Below are 21,139 nucleotides of genomic sequence, written 5' to 3'. Positions count from 1 at the left end.
GCAAGATATTTCGTTAAGGTAGCATTAGGTGAAGTCCTTCACGCTAAAAATGAAAGTCACTAAGTCCGAAGCATTACAGTTTGCACGCTAGTATTCTGCAAGGTTGTATGAGATGAGCTAAATGGTGCAATAACACATACAGAGGTTTGTATTATAAGAACGGCAGCTTAGTGACTAAAGGCGTTTGCTCACGAAAATGGCTTACTCAAACAGCCAGATTGAATACTTATTTGTGAACAATAGCTGTGTGAGCAACAGGCGTATCTGTAAAAAGGTAATGTTTTAGCTGTTTATCAAAGCTCGGATCTTGTCTCCTTATCCATTCTTGTAGCATTGCAGCATGTTCTTTTTCTTCGTCTCGATTATGTATAAGTATCTCTCTCAACTCATTATTTTTGCACGCATCAACTCTTTGGTTATACCAGTCTATTGCTTCAAGCTCTTCCATCAGTGATGTAAGTGCACGGTGCATGTCCTTGGTTTTATCGGTGAGTTCAGTAATGGGTTCATGATAACCTTCATTCGACATTGGGATTTCCTCGCTAAATGCAGATAGGATCGCTCACTATTGAGCGGTGATGATAATTGCAGATGATTGTCTGAACGCTATTTTCAACGAACAGACTTTGAATGCATTATTTTGCGACCTTAACCGTCGAGTGTCTGTTCGATGCCGTACTTAGTCAAAAATTTTTAGGCAGCTCGTTTAAAAGGATTGGAGAGGGCGCAGAAATACCACTGCGAATATTTGATTTAGCACTGGATATTACTTTGGATTTTGAACTTTGAGATATTTGGGAATGAATTTTAAATAAAAAAACAAAGGTAGATTAATTGTATTTAGCTTGATAAGCAGAGCGGGATTAATGAAATACATAATAAGAAATGGTACACCCGAGTGGATATCGTGCTGCTAAACGATCCTTGCAGGTTTCGACTGAAGTCTGAATTGCTAAACATTGGGTAAAGCATTAGCAGGACATAGCCGACAGGATGCTTATCAAACATTTGAGATCCTCTGTTAATGTGGGGCACAACTTGTTGAGGAGCTTAGTGGTTGGCGTAAGGTGATAGGTCTTTGTAATATACTGGTTCACGATTACGTTAATATGGATCCTGACATTATTCCCAGCGTGATAGATCAGGACTATAGCGACAAATTGTTTGTCTTTGCAGAACAATGGCTTCATTGGCTTAATCAAAAGGATAGCTGCATAGATTCGTGATAACGATTAGTATCACGGAGTTCGTGACGTATATTCTGAGCTTAGACTCACCTTAACGACGTTATAGATGAGTCTAGCATAAGGACCAATAGCGACGATCTGTCTGTATAATCACCATTCCAATAGTTAACTTTAAGCCATTCCTCAAAAACCTGAACTATCAGCCTAACTATCCAATGCATAGATGGTAGGCGTTACCGAGGGTGAGTCGCGTATAGATTACTAAGCATCATGGCGAATGCCATGGATAGAGCAAGCGCAAATACAAAGCTGGGATAGCTAACGTACTGAAGGACTCTGTTGACTGAGAGCCTGAGCGGGATCTTCCGTGGGAGGGCTTTTCGGTGGCTGCCAAGGGCACAATGTCAGAAGGTTCAACATTGATACTGGCGGGTTTGAAAGTGTTGGCTGTTGCATGTTTCACAAACAATTCTCTTAAGTTTATTGGCATTTCGCTAAGCCAAACTTATTTGATTGCTGTGGGTTCGATAGAAATCGATTCGCAACACCGTTAATTTATCAGAGTGATATCATCTTTTGCGGACAGGTTTCTCTGCAACCTGCTGCGTATTTTTCTCACTCATCCGCTTGATGTCAATCACCAGATTGACCACGCTAACTCAAAGCACCGATTTTCAGCTCTTCTAGAACTTACTGCAGATGCGTTTTTGTCACTATTTGGCAGAAACAGCAAATCCTTACAAAACAATTGCCTCGATAAACTTGTTGCTGATGTTAAAAAAATTATCATCCTTTTATAAAAATAATATTGTAATACCATTCTGCTATAGTAGTATTGTAGTACTAAATGATGTTAACAATATTTGTGATCACATGGCTGATTGCAGAGTTCAATGTACGGGGATGCTAATGTCTAATGTTTTAGGGTCTTATGCGTTAGGGCTGGATTACGGCTCTGATTCTGTTCGCGCGTTATTGGTTGATACACAAAACGGCGCTGAAGTTGCTACCAATGTGGTGTACTACCCACGTTGGAAAAAGGGACTGTATTGCGTCCCTGCTAAAAATCAATTCAGGCAACATCCTTTAGATTACATTGAAAGTTTAATTGAGGTTGTACAAGGACTTTGGGCTAAAGCACCAGCAGGCGCAGCGGCAAACGTTTGTGGTTTAAGCTTTGACACGACAGGCTCAACACCGATTGCCGTTGATGAAGCAGGCGTGGCATTAGCGCTAAAAGAAGAATTTTCGTCTAATCCTAATGCGATGTTTTTACTGTGGAAAGACCATAGTGCGATTCTTGAAGCCCAGCAAATTACAGCTGCGTCTAAAGTCGCCAAAGAGAATTACCTTAAATATGAAGGCGGGATCTACTCATCTGAGTGGTTCTGGGCCAAGGCATTATACGTACTGCGCCATGACACTGAAGTGAGACAAGCAGCTTACAGCTGGGTCGAGCACTGTGATTGGATCACAGCATTAATGACAGGCACAACTCACCCTAAGGTATACAAGGCGGGTCGCTGCGCATCGGGTCACAAAGTCATGTGGCACGAGTCATGGAATGGTTATCCACCTAATGAATTTTTTGTTGATATCGACCCATTATTGGACGGAATTCGTGATCGCTTACCCGTTGAAACCTGCACCTCAGATAAAATCTGCGGCACTTTAACGCCCGAGTGGGCGGCCAATCTAGGACTATCAACCGACGTTATCGTGTCGTTCGGCGCGTTCGATTGTCATGCGGGTGCGGTGGGGGCCAATGTGAAGGAAGGCATACTCACCAAAGTGATGGGCACGTCGACTTGCGACATCACGGTTGCCAGTTATGAAGACATTGGCTCCCGCTGTATTAAAGGCATTTGTGGTCAAGTCGATGGCTCAGTGATGCCAGGCATGATAGGTCTTGAGGCTGGACAGTCGGCCTTTGGTGATCTGTATGCTTGGTTTAAAGATCTCACCACTTGGCCTATTAAAAATATCAATACTTCTGCGTTATTTGACGAGGAAGTGAAAGCCAAACTGATTGCACAGCTCGAGGATGAAACCTTAACAGAGCTGGGTAATGCTGCAGCCAACATTCCCGTGGGCGACACTGGTATCGTCGCGCTTGATTGGATTAATGGTCGTCGTACACCTGATGCCGACCAATCAGTATCTATGGCGATAAGCGGCTTAACCATGGGCAGTAATGCACCACAAGTATTTAAAGCATTAGTCGAAGCCAGTGCCTACGGCGCCAGAGCCATCATCGAACGCTTTAAGGAAGAGGGTGTGCGAATCGATCAAGTCGTCACGATTGGCGGTATCTCTAAAAAGTCAGATTTCATCATGCAAACCTGCGCTGACGTGTGGAATTGCAACATCGACGTACTGGAAAGCGAGCAGAGCTGTGCCTTGGGCGCCGCAATTTATGCCGCAACCGCTGCAGGCGTGTATTCCGATGTGTTAAGTGCGCAAGCCGTGATGGCCTCTAATGTCGCCAAAACTTATGCGCCAAATCCTGCCAATGCTGAAAAATACCAGGCGCTTTATCAAGCGTATTTAGCCCTAGGGCATTATGTTGATGGAGCCAAATAACATGTCATTTCTTGAACTGAAACGCGAAGTTTATGAAGCCAATATGGAGCTTGAGAAGCGCAATTTAGTGACTTACACCTTTGGTAATGTGTCGCAAGTTGATCGCAGGCTCGGTGTGATTGGCATTAAGCCGAGCGGTGTGCCCTATGAGGATCTCAAGGTCGAAGATATCGTTATTGTCGATCTTGAAAACCAAATTATCGAAGGGCGTTTACGTCCGTCATCCGACACCAAAACGCACACTTATTTATACCGTCAATGGCAGAGTATTGGCGGCATCACCCACACACATTCAACTTATGCAACTGCATGGGCGCAGGCGCAAATCGCCATTCCTTGTTTGGGTACCACACAAGCCGATTATGTTTACGGCGAGATCCCATGCACTGCTGTGATGCGTGATGACCAAATCAGTCGCGATTACGAAGAAGAAACGGGCGTACAAATTCTCGATTGCTTTGTTGATAGAAATCCAGGCGAGTCACCTATGGTAATCGTTGCGGGGCATGCGCCATTCACTTGGGGAGACAGCGCGGCAAAGTCGGTTTATCACGCTGTATTACTCGAAGAAATCGCGCGAATGGCTTATCTGACCAAAACCTTGTCGCCAAGTATCAAGCCATTAAAACAAGAGCTTATTGATAAACATTACTTACGTAAGCACGGTAAAGACGCCTATTACGGCCAAAACAGTGTCACTAGTAAATAGTGAATAAAATCAATCAGCTTCACGTTACCAGAATCATCAAATTTATAGGGTAGAGAGAAATATGAAAGCATTCAAACAAAAGCAAGTGTGGTTTGTGACCGGTTCGCAGGATTTATACGGGCCTAAAGTGTTGGAGCAAGTGGCGAAAAATAGTGAGCAAATTGTCCACGGTTTTAATCAGTCAGACGCGATTTCAATGGAAGTCGTCTATAAACCTACAGTTAAATCACCCCGCGAAATCTATGCGGTTTGCCAAGCGGCCAACAGTGATGAAAACTGTGTAGGCGTTATCCTGTGGATGCACACGTTCTCGCCTGCCAAAATGTGGATTGCGGGTTTGAATGAACTCAGCAAACCCTTCATGCATTTGCATACTCAGTTTAATGCCGAGCTGCCTTGGGCCGACATTAACATGAACTACATGAACACCCATCAAAGTGCCCATGGTTGCCGCGAGTTTGGTTATATCGGCACCCGCATGCGCAAAGAGCGCAAAGTGGTAGTTGGTCATTGGCAAACAAACAATGTACAAGCCCAAGTGGACGATTGGTGCCGTGCTGCGGCCGGTTGGAACGAAAGCCAAAATCTTCGTATTGCGCGCTTTGGCGACAACATGCGCCAAGTGGCAGTAACTGAAGGCGATAAAGTAGCGGCGCAGATTCAATTCGGTTACGAAGTGCATGCCTACAGTTTAGGTGAGCTAAATGATGCAATTAATGCGGTTGCCGATAATGATATAACTGCCCAAATCGACCGCTACGCGAGCGAATATGTCATTAGTAATGAATTGTTTAACGATGAATACCAACTTGACCGTTTAAGAAAAGAAGCGCAAATCGAACTGGGCTTAACCCAATTCTTAAAAGATGGCGAGTTTGGTGCCTTTACTAACTGCTTTGAAAACTTAACTGGCATGACGGGTTTACCTGGGCTAGCGACACAACGTTTGATGGCAAACGGAATCGGTTATGGCGGCGAAGGCGATTGGAAAACCGCGGCTATGGTTCGCATCATGAAAGTCATGGGCCAAGGCCGCACCGGTGGCACTTCATTTATGGAAGATTACACCTATAACTTTGGCGTGACAGACCAAGTGCTCGGCGCGCATATGCTTGAAGTGTGTCCGTCTATTGCCGCCGCTAAACCACGTTTAGAAGTACACCGTCATACTATCGGTGTGCGCTGCGATGTTCCGCGTCTGCTATTTACCGGTAAAGCGGGACCGGCCATTAACGTATCGACTATCGATCTTGGTAACCGCTTCCGTATTATTCTCAATGAATTAGATACTGTAACGCCGCCACAGGAATTGCCAAATCTGCCCGTTGCTTCTGCACTGTGGGAGCCGCGTCCAAATCTGTCTATTGCAGCAGCAGCTTGGATCCATGCGGGTGGCGCGCATCACTCAGCCTATAGCCAAGCCATCAGCACTGACAACATAGTCGACTTTGCAGAAATGGCGGGGGCTGAACTGGTGATCATCGATGCTGATACTCGTATTCGTCAGTTTAAAAATGAGCTTCGCCAGAATTCCGTATATTACGGTCTAGCAAGAGGGCTATAATCTCAAGCTAATAGTGAAAAGCCGCCTCAGGGCGGCTTTTCAATTTATATACGTTAATGTGTGAGCGTCAGACGAGTTGAGCTGGTCAATTTATTTCAGTCTTAAAGGTTGGGAAAGCAGTATGTACGCAGATTTTGATGGCATTATTTTCGATATGGACGGCACCTTGGTTGATAGCGGGCAGTTGCATGAACAGGCATGGCGAAAAACATTAACCCACTTTGGGATCCCTATTGATGGCGCATTAATGCGATCCTTAGCAGGCGTGCCGACAATTGGCACCCTTGAAATCTTAATTGCCCATTTTGGTGTAACACCGACCGCCACATGTGAAGCAATGAATGACTATAAAGAAGCCTTGGTTCGTGAAACCATGCACCTCTATGTTAAGCCAACTCGTTTAGCCGAATTTGCCAAGCAAAATAAGGGCAAGCGCCCTATGGCAGTAGGTACAGGCGCATATACTGAGGAAGCGGTTGAGATTTTAACCCTGTGCGGCTTACTCGAGCTAGTCGACCATGTGGTTGGTGCCGACCAAGTAGTCGCGCCCAAACCTGCACCAGATACATTTTTGCGCTGCGCCGAGTTGATGGGGATTGCCCCTGAGCGTTGTATCGTGTTTGAAGATGCAAAAGCAGGTATTCAAGCAGCACAATCAGCGGGCATGTTTGTGGTCGATGTCTTGATCGATTTTGATATTAAAAACGATTATTTCCTAACGTAGCCATCCTACTAAAAACCTGTCGAATATAGGCATAAAATGAGCCATAGCAGGTAAATTAACCCTGTCCCTAGCAGCCTTACAGTGTAAAGAAAAGCGTGAGAGTGGGGTGAAAGCGAAAAGATGAATTAGCGCGAAACCCTCATAAATTCTTGGCTTTATAAAAATTACCTGTTACGTTTTTAAGGAAAGGTAGTATCATAACATTTGATCAATTTCGGCTTTTTTAGCGAGTTATTTTAGATTCTGTTCGGCTATATCGGGACATAAGAGGGCGCAATGGCAAATCAGGCAAACAACCGACCGCAGAATATCCACAACTGGGTGGCCAGCGAACTTGGCTCGCGTATTGTTGGCGGATTTTATGCTCCGGGTGAATATATTCCCAATGAGAACACCATTTGTGAAGAACTTGAGGTGTCTCGCACTTCGCTCAGAGAAGCCTTTAAAGTGCTTACCGCAAAGGGCTTAATTGAATCGCGTCCCAAACTGGGCACCCGTATTCGTGAGCGCCGCCATTGGAATATGTTCGATCCCGTGATTTTAAATTGGTTTTCTCAATCTAAACCCTCACCCGAATTTTACACGTCGTTGTATGAAATCCGTGAGGTTTTTGAGCCCGCTGCTGCCGAACTTGCCGCGAAAAAACGTACTCCAGCGCAACTTAAAATCATTGCGGCAGCCTATGCCAAGATGGAAGCGGCGCAAGTGGGCTCAGATGAGGTTTATACCTCGGATATTGACTTCCACATGGCGATTTTAGATGCGACCAACAATGAGTTTATGGTCTCTTTAGGCGTATCAATTCAGTCGGCTTTACTCGAAATTTTTAGATTGAGTAGTACCATCCAAGATGATTTCCTCGAATCACTGCCAGGCCACAAGGCCATTTATACTGCGATTGAAGCAGGGGACAGTGAACGTGCTAAAGCAGAAATGAATAAACTGCTCTCCACCTCCCAAGATACGCTAAAGAAGAATATCGAGCACAAATAGCATCACGCACATGCTTGGTGGCAACAAAAAGGTGATCCGATATTCGGCTCACCTTTTTAGTTTCTACAACTGTCCTCGCACCATATTAGCCATCATCAGAGTATTACTGCGCCGAAGTAATGCCTTCCGTCGTCATCTGAATTCGTTTAATCGTGCCATCTTCATTGTAATAAAGCGGGTCGATGGCAACGGTTCGTCTAAACTCACCGCCGCCATTTTGCGAGGCGCCAGTATGATAAATAAAATAAGATTTGCCTTTAAACTCAATAATTGCTTGATGATTTGTTGGTGAGTTACCTGCCACTTCATTCAGTATGCCTTGGTACTTCCACGGGCCTTTTACATTATCGCTGGTCGCGTAGGCGATTTTTTCGGGGAAACCTGAGGCATAAGAAAGGTAATAGGTTTTATCCTTTTTATGCACCCATAACGCTTCGGTGAAATTAGGCACATCGATAGCGTGAATAGGGCCATCGAGTTCGATCATATTGGGCTTTAGTTTGGCATAACGAGGCTTTGAGTTACCCCAAAAAATATAGGCCTGCTGATCATCATCGATAAATACCGCTGGGTCGATATCATCCCAGTCGATGCCGGTATCGGTTGTCATATCATTGGTGATCAGTGCCGTCCCACGCGCATCCTTAAAAGGGCCTAATGGACTGTCTGCAACGGCCACACCAATCGCAAAGCCATTAATCTTGGCGTGTCTTACTGTAACATACCAATAAAACTTACCCTCTTTTTCAATTACATGGCTTGCCCAAGCATCGCCTTTTGCCCAACTAAAATCCTTAACCGCTAACTTACTGCCGTGTTCGGTCCAATTCAGCATGTCCTTTGAACTAAAGACTAACCAATCGTGCATCTCAAAGAAGGTTTTGTTGTCTTTGGCCACATCATGCCCAGTATAAAGGTACACAGTATCCTGATGGACCATAGCGGCAGGATCGGCAGTAAACACTTCGGGGAACACAGGATTAGCGGCAAATGCCGCCGAATTAAATACTAAACAAATACTCAAAAGTGCCTTTTTCATAATTCCTCTATTGTTTTTTGATATTTTAGTATTATAGTAATACCAATACTTTTGCCCACTGGCAATCTTTAAAGCGCAAATGATTAACGACTGTCTTTTTGCCACTTTGGGCGAGGACAGAGCGACATACAGTGGCGAGGTGTAAGGTAACCGAGTGCATTCACTAAGGCACAGATTGTTATAACGAAGGTGTGAAAATGAATAATAAAAAAACGAAAGCACTTCGTTCTGCGAGTTGGTTTGGGAGTGATGACAAAAATGGCTTTATGTATCGCAGCTGGATGAAAAACCAAGGCATACCAGACCATCATTTTCAAAATAAACCTGTGATCGGCATCTGTAACACTTGGTCAGAACTTACACCTTGTAACGGCCATCTGCGCGATTTAGCACAAAGGGTCAAAAACGGCATACGTGAGGCAGGGGGAATACCGGTTGAATTCCCCGTATTTTCCAATGGCGAATCCAATTTACGTCCAAGCGCTATGCTGACACGTAACTTAGCAGCGATGGATACTGAAGAAGCGATTCGCGGTAATCCGATTGATGGTGTTGTCTTATTGGTTGGCTGCGATAAAACCACCCCCGCATTATTGATGGGCGCCGCCAGTTGTAACTTGCCGACGATAGTCGTCACTGGTGGACCTATGCTCAATGGTAAGCACAAAGGTAAAGACGTGGGCTCAGGAACTCTAGTCTGGGAACTGCACCAAGAGTATAAAGCGGGCAATATCAGTCTTGCAGAGTTTATGAATGCTGAAGCCGATATGTCTCGCTCAACGGGCACCTGTAATACCATGGGCACAGCATCAACTATGGCTTGTATGGCGGAAAGTTTAGGCACAAGTTTACCGCAAAATGCCGCCATTCCTGCCGTAGATTCACGGCGTAATGTGTTGGCCCACATGTCTGGCATGCGTATTGTTGACATGGTGCATGAGGATTTAACGCTGTCGAACGTATTGACCCGCGAGGCTTTTATCAATGCGATAAAAACCAATGCGGCGATTGGCGGCTCGACCAACGCGGTGATCCATTTAAAAGCGATAGCAGGTCGTATTGGTGTTGAATTGTCATTGGACGATTGGTCACACGGCTACGATGTGCCCACCATAGTGAATCTAAAACCTTCAGGTCAGTACTTGATGGAAGACTTTTACTATGCAGGAGGTTTGCCCGCAGTGTTAAAGCAGCTGTTTAATAAAAATTTATTGAATAAAGACACTTTAACAGTGAACGGCCAAACCCTGTGGGCAAATGTAATGGATGCGCCTTGCTACAACGAAGAGGTCATCATGAACATCGATGCGCCCTTAGTTGAAAATGGTGGGATTCGGATATTAAGGGGAAATCTTGCTCCCCGAGGCGCAGTAATTAAGCCTTCGGCGGCCAGTCCTCATTTAATGAAACACAGTGGTAAAGCTGTGGTTTTTGAGAGTTTTGATGACTATAACGCTCGTATAAACTCTCCAGAATTGGATATTGATGAAACCAGTATTATGGTGCTCAAGAATTGCGGCCCCAAGGGATATCCGGGCATGGCGGAGGTGGGCAATATGGGATTACCACCTAAGCTATTGAAAAAAGGCATTAAAGATATGGTCAGGATTTCCGATGCGCGCATGAGTGGCACCGCATTTGGCACTGTAGTCTTGCATGTTGCACCCGAAGCGCAGGATTTAGGTCCCTTAGCGGCGGTGCAAAATGGCGATATGATCACGCTTGATACCTTTGCGGGTATTCTGCAACTTGAGATCAGCGCTGACGAATTAGCAAATCGATTGGCTAAGTTAGCCTCGGTGAAACCCGTTCCCATCGGCACTGGATATTTGTCTCTTTTTAAAGAAAGAGTGCTGCAAGCGGACGAAGGTTGTGACTTTGATTTTCTAGTGGGATGTCGAGGTGCTGATATTCCGGCACATTCCCATTAAACATGGCACCTTTTTCTTTTATAATGAAACCAAATAATTATTTTAAAAAAAGGTTGAGTTATGAAGTTGAGTAATCAGTACCCGAGCTTAAAAGGAAAGACCATTTTTATTAGTGGTGGCGGTACGGGTATTGGCGCCTGCTTAGTGAGATCTTTTTTAGAGCAGGGCGCAAAGGTTGCATTTGTAGATATTCTTGTGGATGAGTCAAATCAACTGGTTAACAGCTTATTGACTAATCAAGCTGATGCAGTCTTAAAGTTTTATCCCTGCGATCTGATTGATATCGACGCACTAAAAACGGTGTTAGCAACAGTAGAACAAGAATTAGGGGCGATCTCAGTCTTAATCAATAACGCCGCCTGCGATCAACGTCATAGCATAGATGAAGTGACGCCCGAGTATTGGGATCACTGTTTAAATACCAATTTACGACATTACTTTTTTGCTGTTCAGGCTGTTAGGCAGCAAATGCAACGCCTCGGTGGTGGTTCAGTGATCAACTTAGGCTCGATGAGTTGGCACAATCGTCAGTCTGGCATGGCGGGTTATACCGCTTCTAAAGCCGGCGCTATGGGATTGACCCGAGGACTCGCCGCAGATTTAGGTAAAGATAAAATTCGAATTAATACCCTAACGCCAGGCTGGGTGATGACTAAACGTCAATTAACCCACTGGGTAGATAAAGATACGGCAAAACATATCGAAGATAATCAATGTATCAAAGACTATGTGATGCCAGAAGATATCGCAGCCATGGCATTATTTTTGGCTTCAGATGATAGCAAACTCTGCACTGCACAAAACTTTATCGTTGATGGTGGTTGGATTTAGTCATTAACAATACCGTTTGTGGTTCATTAAGTCGTTATTTATTACGCGTGGATAGGCGAGGAGTGCTGCTGATAAAAATTTAAATACTAAAAGGTGACACTACCGTTATGCAACTCTCAATATCAACGCAAAAATTAACTCATGCCGCATTTCCTGGAGAGTTGCATTTAATCACCTTAACCAATAGCCATGGTTTGGAGGTATTATTATCTAATTATGGCGCGAGCATTTGGTCGGTTAAACTTCATGACAAAGAAGCACAACCGATTGATTTAAGTTTGAGTTACAAAAACATTCAAGATTGGGCAAAAAACCCTTATTATTTTGGTATTACTGCAGGCCGCGTTGCGAATCGAATAGGCGGTGCTCAATTCTCACTCAATGGCAAACACGTTCAATTAACGCCAAACGAAGGTAATAATCAACTTCATGGCGGCGCCCAAGGACTAAGCCATTGTCTCTGGCAATGTGAAACCCTGCGCTACCAAGATGCTGTCGCGGCAAGTTTCACCATAATCAGTCCTGATGGTGACCAAGGCTACCCAGGTGAGCTAGTGATAAAAGTTGAATACAGATTAAATGAAAACAATGAGTTAATTATTACCTATGAAGCAAAATCGGATCAAAAAACGCCAGTTTGCTTAACCAATCATACTTATTGGAATCTAGCCTCCGATAAACAAAACGGAATACTAGGCCATTCTTTGCAACTCCAATCAAAACATATTTTAGCCTTAGATGCAGAGCAAATTCCTACGGGTGAATTAATCCAAGTAGAGAATACCGCCTTTGATTTTAGACAACCTAAAATGATTTTACGTGATATTCATACCTTAGATAATGGCTATGACCATTATTTTGTCATGGATAAAAAATACAGTAGCACATCAAATTTAAACGTCATTGCTAATTTGGTCGATCCTATTTCAGGACGTGAAATGGAAATAAGTACGACAGAACTAGGATTACAATTTTATAGCGGAAATTTTTTAGATGGCTCGCATTTCGATAATCACGGTCAGCCATTAATTCAATATCGCGGTTTATGTTTAGAAACCCATGGCTATCCAAACGCCGTTAATATTGATCATTTTCCGACTGTGATCCTAGAAGCCAATATCTTGTACAAACAAATTACGGTACACACATTTAAAAACATCTGAGTTTTATAAATTTTATAACCAGTAAATAACGAAACGTTTTAAGTTTGATCTTCTGAATTAAGAAGGTCTGGGGATTTTTGTCACTAAAATTTTGAAAGGGAATAATAATGAAAAATTTTAAACTAGTTTCAGCGTTCAGTTTATGGGCAGTTAGTGCCAGTTGCGCATTCGCGACAACTGTCGGGTTTTCACAGGTAGGGTCAGAAAGCGGTTGGCGAACTAGCTTCAGCGAGGCAGTAAAAGCAGAAGCCAAGCAAAGGGGCATTGACTTAAAATTTGCCGATGCACAGCAAAAACAAGAAAACCAAATCAAAGCCGTACGTAGCTTTATCGCCCAAGGTGTGGATGCGATTATTATTGCGCCAGTAGTCGAAACGGGTTGGAAACCGGTACTGAAAGAAGCCAAACGTGCCCACATTCCTGTTGTTATCGTTGACCGTAATATTAAGGTCGATGACGATTCATTATTCCTGACCCGCATTGCCTCTGACTTTACCGAAGAAGGCAGCAAAATCGCCCAATGGTTAATGGATAAAACCCAAGGCAAATGTGATATCGCCGAACTACAGGGCACTGTTGGTGCCACTGCCGCCATCGATCGTGCAGCCGGTTTTAATGCCGTTATCGCAAATTATCCCAATGCCAAGATTATCCGCAGCCAAACGGGTGAATTTACCCGTGCTAAGGGTAAAGAAGTGATGGAAGGTTTCCTTAAAGCACAAAACGGCCAAGCACTGTGCGCCGTTTGGGCACATAACGACGAAATGGCACTTGGCGCCGTGCAAGCCATTAAAGAAGCTGGACTAAAACCGGGGACAGATATCTTGATTGTTTCGGTTGATGGCGTACCGGATTACTTTAAAGCCATGGCCGATGGGGAGGCCAATGCGACAGTAGAATTGAGCCCCTATTTAGGCGAACCAGCCTTTGATGTTATCGATGCATTCCTTAAGGGAAACAAAGACCAATCTAAATTAATTAGCACTACGGGTGACGTTTATACCCAAGAAACCGCCGCCGCTGAATATGAAAAGCGTCGCCTGCGTTAATCGACGATAACGCGTTTCTTGGGGAGACAAGCTATGAGCCTTATCTTAGAACTGCAGAATATCAGTAAGCATTACCCCGGCGTGAAAGCGCTAGAAGAGGTGAGTTTACGTTTATATTCAGGGGAAGTTCATGCCCTCTTGGGCGAAAACGGTGCGGGTAAGTCCACACTGGTGAAAGTGATGACAGGGGCACAATCCAAAGATGGCGGGGATATTATTTTTCTGGGAGAACAACAACATTTTTGTACGCCGATTGAGGCACAGAAAATCGGGATCAGCACAGTTTATCAAGAAGTGAATCTGGTTCCGAATCTTTCCGTGGCACAGAATTTATTTCTGGGCCATGAGCCTAAACGTTTTGGGTTAATTCACTTTAAAAAGATGTATGCCGATGCCCGCAGCGTATTGACTCAGTTTAAGCTGGATATTGATGTCACTGCGCCACTGTCACAATACTCTATAGCCGTACAACAGCTTATCGCCATTGCCCGTGGCGTAGCCATGTCAGCCAAAGTGTTGGTATTAGATGAGCCAACGGCCAGCCTTGATGCGGATGAAGTACAAGTGCTATTTGGCATTTTAAAACAGCTTAAACAAAGGGGTGTGGCCATAGTGTTTATCACCCATTTTCTCGATCAGGTTTATCAGATAAGTGACCGCATTACGGTGCTGCGAAACGGTCGTTTTATTGGTGAATATCTCACATCTGAGTTACCCCAATCCCAATTGATTGAAGCTATGCTCGGGCGTTCATTGCTAGAGCAACTGGTTGATAAAAAGATTGAAGATAATCCAGCAAAGGGTACTTCAGCGGTACTGTTATCCCTTGAGGGCGTGTCCGTTAAAGGCTCCATTCAAGCCATGACGCTCACTGTACCTAAAGGTCAAGCAGTGGGTCTTGCTGGCTTGTTAGGTTCAGGGCGCAGTGAAGTTTGCAATGCAGTTTTTGGACTGGATTTGCTTGAAAGCGGCAGCATTCACTTAGCAGGTAAAAAATTAAACCTTTCACAACCTGTTGATGCGATTCATGCGGGGATCGCGCTGTGTCCTGAAGATCGCAAAATTGACGGCATCATTGGACCTTTATCCATTCGCGAGAACATCATTTTAGCCTTGCAGGCGAGGGTGGGATGGTGGCGCAGTTTATCGAAAGCGAGGCAAGAGGAAATTGCCCAGTTCTTTATCGATAAATTGCAGATCGCCACGCCCGATGCCGACAAACCCATAGAGCAGCTCAGTGGCGGTAATCAGCAGAAAGTGATCTTAGCGCGCTGGCTTGCCATTGAACCGATTTTGTTAGTGCTCGATGAACCGACCCGCGGTATCGATATCGGCGCCCATGCCGAAATTATCAAACTGATTAGATCCCTGTGTGACGATGGTATGTCGCTGCTCGTTGCCTCCTCCGAATTAGATGAACTTGTCGCATTCTCCAACAAAGTCGTGGTGATGCGCGACCGTTATGCAGTGCGTGAATTAACGGGATCAGAACTCACCTCACAACACGTTATGCAAGCCATTGCGGAGGGATAAATGAAAAGCTCAGCAGAAATGATGTCGCCGGAGGCTTTACCTATGAATAGCCAGCAAACAATGACCAAAGAAAAAACAGACCGTTATCAAGCGGGTAAGTCAAAGTCCTTCGGTCGTTATCTTTGGCCTTTATTAGCGTTAGCCTTATTGCTGCTAGTTAACTTGTTTATCGACAGCAGTTTTTTCCATTTAACCTATCAAGATGACCGTCTTTATGGCTCCTTGATTGATATTTTAAACCGCAGTGCGCCAGTCGCTTTGCTCGCGATTGGCATGAGTTTAGTCATTGCCACAGGTGGGATTGACCTCTCTGTTGGTGCTGTGATGGCAATCGCAGGCGCGGTCTGCGCTAACCTTTTGCTGGTGCCGGATATCAGCTTAGTGACAGTGGTATTGGCGGGTTTGATGGTTGGCCTCGCGGCGGGTTGTATTAATGGTGCCTTGGTCAGTGTTTTAGGCATTCAGCCCATTGTGGCAACTTTACTGCTTATGGTTGCTGGGCGCGGCGTCGCTCAGCTAATCAATCAGGGGCAGATCATTACCTTTCAACATGAAGCATTTGCGGCAATCGGTGTTGGGCAGTTTTTAGGCTTACCTATGCCGATTTGGATTGTCATTGGCATGTTGCTACTGACCCAATTATTGCTGCGCAGAACCGCTTTGGGACTTTTTATTGAGGCCGTAGGTTGTAACGCCAAAGCGAGTCGTTACCTTGGTATTAATGATAAATCCATCAAGCTGTTCGTGTATGCCATTGCCGGATTATGCGCAGCGTTAGCCGGCATGATAAGCACTGCCGACATTCAAGGATCAGACGCTAATAATGCGGGCTTATGGCTTGAGCTCGACGCCATCTTAGCTGTAGTGATTGGTGGCGCAGCGTTAACTGGTGGCCGTTTCTCACTTGTGTTGTCGATCATCGGCGCGCTGATCATCCAAACCTTGGCCACTACGATTATCGTCAGCGGTTTACCTGCCAAATTTAACCTGTTGATCAAAGCCATAGTGATCTTAAGTGTACTGTTACTGCAGTCTGAGAAATTTAGACGTCAGCTATCGGGACTATTCAAACTTCGCACCTTCAACAGCGCCAAGGCTGGAGACAAAAAATGATCGCTAAACGTTTTATTCCCCTATGGATCACGGCCTCCTTACTGCTAGTGATGTTTTTGATAGGTTCAATGCAGTTTGAAGGCTTTGCCAGTGTCAGAGTCGTGACTAACTTATTCCGTGATAACGCTTTTTTACTGATCACCGCACTCGGGATGACGTTAGTCATCATCTCCGGGGGCATCGATTTATCCGTAGGCTCAGTGATTGCCTTAAGTGGCGTGCTCACCAGCGTGTTAATTACCGAATATCACTGGCATCCACTGCTCGCCTTTGCACTGGTTCTGCCCCTTGGCACACTCTTTGGTGCCTTGATGGGCAGCATTATCCACGTTTACAAGCTTCAACCCTTCATTGTGACCTTAGCGGGGATGTTTTTAGCACGTGGCATGGCAACCACCATCAGTGAAGAATCAATCGCGATTGATCATCCGTTTTACGATGCCATTGCTGATTTGAGCATTGCCTTACCCGGTCATGGTTCGCTTGATATTAGCTCACTGATTTTTATTCTGTTTTTCATCATTGTTGCCATCATGATGCACTACAGCCGTTTCGGAATCAATGTGTACGCCCTTGGCGGTAATGCGCAATCGGCGGAGTTAATGGGGATTTCTATCGCGAAAACCACTATCAGTATTTATGCGCTCAGTAGTTTTCTCGCAACGTTGGCGGGAATTGTATTCACCTTTTATACCTTTTCCGGTTATGCGCTCGGAGCGATTGGAGTCGAGCTCGATGCCATTGCCGCTGTGGTGATTGGCGGCACTTTACTTACCGGCGGTAGGGGCTTTGTGTTAGGTACTGTGCTTGGAGTGTTTTTAATGGGCGTGATCCAGACCTACATTACCTTCGATGGCACGCTCAGCAGTTGGTGGACCAAGATAGTGATTGGATTATTACTATTTTTCTTCATCGTGTTACAAAAACTCTTGAATGGACGTAAACCTAGCCATGGATAAGTTAACCTCAATGACTCGCTCTAAACCTATTAGCTATAAGCATGTTAGCTCTCAACATGGTAACGCTAATCAAATTCACCCTAAATCAAGCCGTTTTTCGGCACTGGCGGTGTCAATTGCGCTGTCGGTTTGTATGGCAGGCCCTGCGAATGCAGTGCCTGTACTTGAGCATAAAGCTGTCGTTCATCAGGCCATTACCGCACAAAATACCAAATCCACTGTTCAAAACGCGCCTTTTATTGCCCGCAGCGCCGATCCTTGGGTAATTAAAGCCGACGATGGCAGCTATTACTTTATCGCCTCTGTACCTGAATTTGATCGAATAGAACTGCGCCATGCCGCCACGATTCAGGCTCTAAGCCAAGCAAAGCCTAAGATCATTTGGCGTAAGCATGAGTCTGGGCCCATGAGCATCGACATTTGGGCGCCCGAACTACATAAGATTGATGGCCGTTGGTATATCTATTATGCCGCCAGTGATAAAGACCTGCGTTTTCATAACCGTATGTTTGTATTAGGCTTAAATGGCGATGATCCGATGGCGGGTGAGTGGGAGGAACTCGGACGCCTTAAGACAGCGCACGATGCATTTTCCTTAGATGCCACCAGCTTTCAAGTAGGCGAACAGCGTTATTTTATTTGGGCGCAGCAAGATGAGGCTAAAAGCTACAATACGGGATTGGTGATCGCCAAAATGGTGTCGCCGACGCAGGCGTCAGCAGCGGAAACCATCATCACCGAACCTTTGCTCGACTGGGAAAGATTAGGTTTTAAAGTCAACGAAGGCGCTGCCGTGCTCATTAAAAATGGCAAAGTCTTTGTGACCTATTCCGCTAGCGCCACAGATGATCGATACGCTATGGGCTTGCTGTGGGCGGATCAAACGGCCGATCTCCTCGATCCCAATAGCTGGCACAAAGCACCCACATCCGTATTTAGCAGCAATCCAGTACTTAAACGTTTTGGCCCTGGGCACAACAGCTTTGTACTGGCAGAAGACGGTAAGACGGAGTTAATGTTCTACCACGCCCGCAATTACCTTGAACTACAAGGAACGCCACTCACCGACGGCAATCGCCACAGCTATTATCGCGCGATATCCTGGTCAGCAGATGGCATGCCACAGTTTGATAATGAGCTCAGCGATGCGCAAACGTTTGCTAAGTGAACCTCAAAATTTTTTATAACTTATAAAGCGGCATAAGCAGTAATAATCGGAGTTAAAATAGCCTTGAGTGAGCACAGACTGATGCAGATATTAGAATTTTTGTGTTTAACTCATACAGGCTTGCCATGGTATCCACTCACCTATGTAGTGACCAACAAAATTTGGCCACTGTTTTAAAGATTGAAATCCATAATATTACATTCATGCTAGCGAGTGAATCAGACTACCGTAGAGTGATTCACTCGCTACTTCGAGTACTCACTTATCCCGTTTATTCCTCACCCACAACTAATTAATCAAGAAGCTATATTACAACTTCAAAGATTCGCCATCTTCAGGGATTAATATATGATTTTCAATCCCTTCTTCTTGCACAAATTCCCTTAATTCTTTACGAGTCAATGCCGCATGGTTAACAGTGTCCATATGTACAGCAATGATGTTAGCCTGAGGTGCGTGTTTAATGGCACGAACTGTATCTTCTTTACCCATGATAATTGAACCTTTAAGGCTTTCCATTCGTGCATCACCCGTGTTAAGAACAACGACTTCAGGCTTAAATTGACGTAACGTATCTTCTACTTCATCGCGCCAAATAGTATCACCAACAAAATAAACAGTGTCGTAATTGTCCGCCTCTAACACAACTCCCATAGCCTCGCCTAGTGCCTTAGCTAATTCTGGGATTGCATACATTTCATCCGTTCCATGCTGCCCACCTGTTTTGGTTAAACTAATATCATTGAACTTAGTTTTAAAACCTAACACACGCACATCTTTAAAGCCTTGAGCACGAATAGTCTTTGCATCTTCTTCATTTTGCACAAATAAAGGTATTGATTTAGGTAGTAAACTTTGTGCCATATCGTCCCAATGATCAAGATGTGTGTGAGTAACAATAACGGCATCTACATTGTCAATTACAGTTTTAGCTTTCATAGGTAAATCGACCATCGGTATGCGTATTTCACTACGGTAAGTACCTGCAAAGCCTGGATAGGTATCTTTCTTTGACAACATAGGGTCGATCAAAAATGTGGTATTACCATATGTAATTTTTGATGTTGCATTTCGGATATGCTGAAAGTGTACCTGTTGTGATTCTGCATGCAGAACTGGAACCGATTCGGCTAATGCATTGGTACTATTAATGATAGATGCAAACCCTAAGGTGAGTAGTGTACTGATAGCTTTGCTTTTCATAGTGTATCTCTTTAGCTGTTGATTAATGTAGCCATTATCCTTGGTACTTATGAGTATAAACATTGACCCAAATGACAAACTTCGAAACAATTAGGCCAAATAGTGATATAGCGTTTACAAGTGAGCACTTTGCATATGCAAACACCAACAGTAGCTTTAGTTCTCTACCCCCATTTCAGTGCGTTCAATGTTGCGGTACCTCAAGCCGTGTTTTCGATGATGCCAGATGGCAAACCTATTTTTGATTTAAAAATTGTGTCAGTTGATGGTGAGCAACAACATGCGGATAATTGGATAACGATACAACCAGATGGTGGGCTAGAGTTATTGGAATTGGCTGATATCGTTATCATTCCTGGATGGCATGAGTTAAACAGTGCACCAGCACCTAATTTATCTAAAGCACTGGTTCGAGCCCATGAGAGAGGGGCAATGGTAGTAGGGCTTTGCTATGGCGCTTATGCGTTAGCTTACTCAGGACTATTAGATGAAAAAGAGGCGGCGACTCACTGGATGGCAGAGGACGATTTTACCGTTCGCTTCCCAAATATAAAGCTAAATACAAATGCACTTTATGTTGAGAGTGACCATATAGTCACATCTGCTGGTACTGCTGCGGCTTTAGACTGTTGCTTGTATATTTTGAGGTCTTTCTATGGGACAAAAATAGCGAATAAAGTTGCACGTATCTTAGTTGTACCACCACACCGAGAAGGAGGTCAGGCGCAATTTATTGCACAACCTATCCCAAAATCAACTCAAGATGCTGAGATCAATCGGTTACTGGATTATTTACGTGAAAACCTCGACAAACAACATTCCATTGCAGATTTAGCAGAGCGATTATTTATGAGTCGCCGTACCTTTACTCGACATTTCAACAATGCTACCGGTATGTCATTTGGGAAATGGCTTATTAACGCTCGTCTACAACGAAGCATTGAACTTCTTGAAAGTACGTCACTTTCTATCGAAAAGATATCTGAAATGATGGGTTTTCAAACCGCAACGTCATTCAGGCAACATTTTAATCAACGTTTTCAAGTTAGCCCAAGTACTTGGCGTAAAACGTTTGCGGGAAACTAACGATGTTAGGGCTATGTTGGAAGCAACTCTAAAATAAACTATAAACGCCGATTTTACGTAAGCGTCCATTTTAGGACGTCCTATTCCCACTTAAGATCGCGCGATAAGCTGTGCACTCATCATTACAGGAGAGTGATATGGCAAAGCGAGCTTACCGCAACGCTGCACAATGGCAGCAATTAATCGACTTATGGCACACATCAGAGCTGAGCATCACTGAGTTTTGCCAAACCCATCAACTGAGCACCATGTCATTTTATAAATGGCGGCAACGTCTATCACCACAAACTGAGCAAGCTAATGT

19 protein-coding genes are annotated in these 21,139 nt (G+C 44.5%); 16 read left to right on the top strand and 3 right to left on the bottom strand.

From position 1 onward, the window contains the following. Positions 1-226 precede the first annotated feature (226 nt). Positions 227-529 (bottom strand): encapsulin-associated ferritin-like protein, encoded by a 303-nt coding sequence (locus L5M11_RS21205; RefSeq protein ID WP_219234161.1) that lies wholly within the window; start codon positions 527-529, stop codon positions 227-229. Positions 530-1,067: 538 nt separating this feature from the next. Between L5M11_RS21205 and L5M11_RS21200 the strand changes: the two genes are divergently transcribed. The 6 genes from L5M11_RS21200 to L5M11_RS21175 all read left to right on the top strand — a co-directional run bounded on the left by L5M11_RS21200 (position 1,068) and on the right by L5M11_RS21175 (position 7,760). Next, the gene (locus L5M11_RS21200) at positions 1,068-1,226 is read left to right on the top strand and encodes a DUF86 domain-containing protein (RefSeq protein WP_263185844.1); all 159 of its coding nucleotides are present in this window, start codon (positions 1,068-1,070) and stop codon (positions 1,224-1,226) included. A gap of 870 nt (positions 1,227-2,096) precedes the next feature. Then, complete coding sequence (locus L5M11_RS21195; protein WP_263193171.1) at positions 2,097-3,770, top strand: ribulokinase; 1,674 nt, start codon at positions 2,097-2,099, stop codon at positions 3,768-3,770. A gap of 1 nt (position 3,771) precedes the next feature. Continuing rightward, positions 3,772-4,479, top strand: a complete 708-nt coding sequence (locus L5M11_RS21190) for an L-ribulose-5-phosphate 4-epimerase (RefSeq protein WP_012587645.1) — start codon at positions 3,772-3,774, stop codon at positions 4,477-4,479. 61 nt (positions 4,480-4,540) lie between these two features. Further along, the gene (gene araA / locus L5M11_RS21185; RefSeq protein ID WP_263193170.1) at positions 4,541-6,043 is read left to right on the top strand and encodes an L-arabinose isomerase; all 1,503 of its coding nucleotides are present in this window, start codon (positions 4,541-4,543) and stop codon (positions 6,041-6,043) included. 121 nt (positions 6,044-6,164) lie between these two features. Continuing rightward, complete coding sequence (locus L5M11_RS21180) at positions 6,165-6,767, top strand: beta-phosphoglucomutase family hydrolase (protein WP_263193168.1); 603 nt, start codon at positions 6,165-6,167, stop codon at positions 6,765-6,767. Positions 6,768-7,043: 276 nt separating this feature from the next. Then, on the top strand, positions 7,044-7,760 hold the full coding sequence (locus L5M11_RS21175) for a FadR/GntR family transcriptional regulator (protein WP_263193166.1): 717 nt from the start codon (positions 7,044-7,046) through the stop codon (positions 7,758-7,760). Between the two features lie 103 nt (positions 7,761-7,863). Here L5M11_RS21175 and L5M11_RS21170 read toward each other — a convergent pair whose 3' ends face one another. Beyond that, positions 7,864-8,799 carry a glycoside hydrolase family 43 protein gene (locus L5M11_RS21170; RefSeq protein ID WP_263193165.1) on the bottom strand — a complete coding sequence of 312 codons (936 nt, stop codon included), beginning with the start codon at positions 8,797-8,799 and terminating at the stop codon, positions 7,864-7,866. A 197-nt stretch (positions 8,800-8,996) separates the two neighbouring features. Between L5M11_RS21170 and L5M11_RS21165 the strand changes: the two genes are divergently transcribed. The 8 genes from L5M11_RS21165 (at position 8,997) to L5M11_RS21130 (ending at position 18,546) form a co-directional block, all read left to right on the top strand. Next, positions 8,997-10,730 carry an IlvD/Edd family dehydratase gene (locus L5M11_RS21165; RefSeq protein ID WP_263193164.1) on the top strand — a complete coding sequence of 578 codons (1,734 nt, stop codon included), beginning with the start codon at positions 8,997-8,999 and terminating at the stop codon, positions 10,728-10,730. Between the two features lie 60 nt (positions 10,731-10,790). After that, complete coding sequence (locus tag L5M11_RS21160) at positions 10,791-11,561, top strand: SDR family NAD(P)-dependent oxidoreductase (protein ID WP_113940438.1); 771 nt, start codon at positions 10,791-10,793, stop codon at positions 11,559-11,561. 107 nt (positions 11,562-11,668) lie between these two features. Further along, the gene (locus L5M11_RS21155) at positions 11,669-12,724 is read left to right on the top strand and encodes an aldose epimerase family protein (RefSeq protein ID WP_113940439.1); all 1,056 of its coding nucleotides are present in this window, start codon (positions 11,669-11,671) and stop codon (positions 12,722-12,724) included. Positions 12,725-12,831: 107 nt separating this feature from the next. Further along, positions 12,832-13,773 carry an ABC transporter substrate-binding protein gene (locus L5M11_RS21150; protein ID WP_113940440.1) on the top strand — a complete coding sequence of 314 codons (942 nt, stop codon included), beginning with the start codon at positions 12,832-12,834 and terminating at the stop codon, positions 13,771-13,773. Between the two features lie 33 nt (positions 13,774-13,806). Continuing rightward, positions 13,807-15,306: a sugar ABC transporter ATP-binding protein gene (locus L5M11_RS21145; RefSeq protein WP_263185835.1), complete on the top strand. Its 1,500-nt coding sequence runs from the start codon at positions 13,807-13,809 to the stop codon at positions 15,304-15,306. After that, positions 15,307-16,419 (top strand): ABC transporter permease, encoded by a 1,113-nt coding sequence (locus L5M11_RS21140; RefSeq protein WP_113940442.1) that lies wholly within the window; start codon positions 15,307-15,309, stop codon positions 16,417-16,419. Next, positions 16,416-17,378 carry a galactofuranose ABC transporter, permease protein YjfF gene (gene yjfF / locus L5M11_RS21135; RefSeq protein ID WP_263185834.1) on the top strand — a complete coding sequence of 321 codons (963 nt, stop codon included), beginning with the start codon at positions 16,416-16,418 and terminating at the stop codon, positions 17,376-17,378. Before L5M11_RS21140 ends, yjfF begins: the two co-directional genes overlap by 4 nt. Then, positions 17,371-18,546, top strand: a complete 1,176-nt coding sequence (locus L5M11_RS21130) for a family 43 glycosylhydrolase (RefSeq protein ID WP_263185833.1) — start codon at positions 17,371-17,373, stop codon at positions 18,544-18,546. The genes yjfF and L5M11_RS21130 overlap by 8 nt, the downstream gene beginning before the upstream one ends. A gap of 309 nt (positions 18,547-18,855) precedes the next feature. Here L5M11_RS21130 and L5M11_RS21125 read toward each other — a convergent pair whose 3' ends face one another. Further along, on the bottom strand, positions 18,856-19,749 hold the full coding sequence (locus tag L5M11_RS21125) for an MBL fold metallo-hydrolase (protein WP_263193163.1): 894 nt from the start codon (positions 19,747-19,749) through the stop codon (positions 18,856-18,858). Positions 19,750-19,884: 135 nt separating this feature from the next. Here L5M11_RS21125 and L5M11_RS21120 point away from each other — a divergent pair, with 135 nt between their 5' ends. Both L5M11_RS21120 and tnpA read left to right on the top strand, forming a co-directional pair. Continuing rightward, on the top strand, positions 19,885-20,835 hold the full coding sequence (locus L5M11_RS21120; protein WP_263193162.1) for a GlxA family transcriptional regulator: 951 nt from the start codon (positions 19,885-19,887) through the stop codon (positions 20,833-20,835). 137 nt (positions 20,836-20,972) lie between these two features. Then, a partial coding sequence (gene tnpA, locus L5M11_RS24030; protein WP_411569098.1) for an IS66 family insertion sequence element accessory protein TnpA occupies positions 20,973-21,139 on the top strand: 167 nt, incomplete at its 3' end.

The sequence above is a fragment of the Shewanella sp. SM87 genome (assembly GCF_025653705.1).
GTDB lineage: Bacteria > Pseudomonadota > Gammaproteobacteria > Enterobacterales > Shewanellaceae > Shewanella > Shewanella oncorhynchi.
Note: the sequence above shows the minus strand (reverse complement) of the source record. Positions and strands in the feature narration are given on the sequence as shown.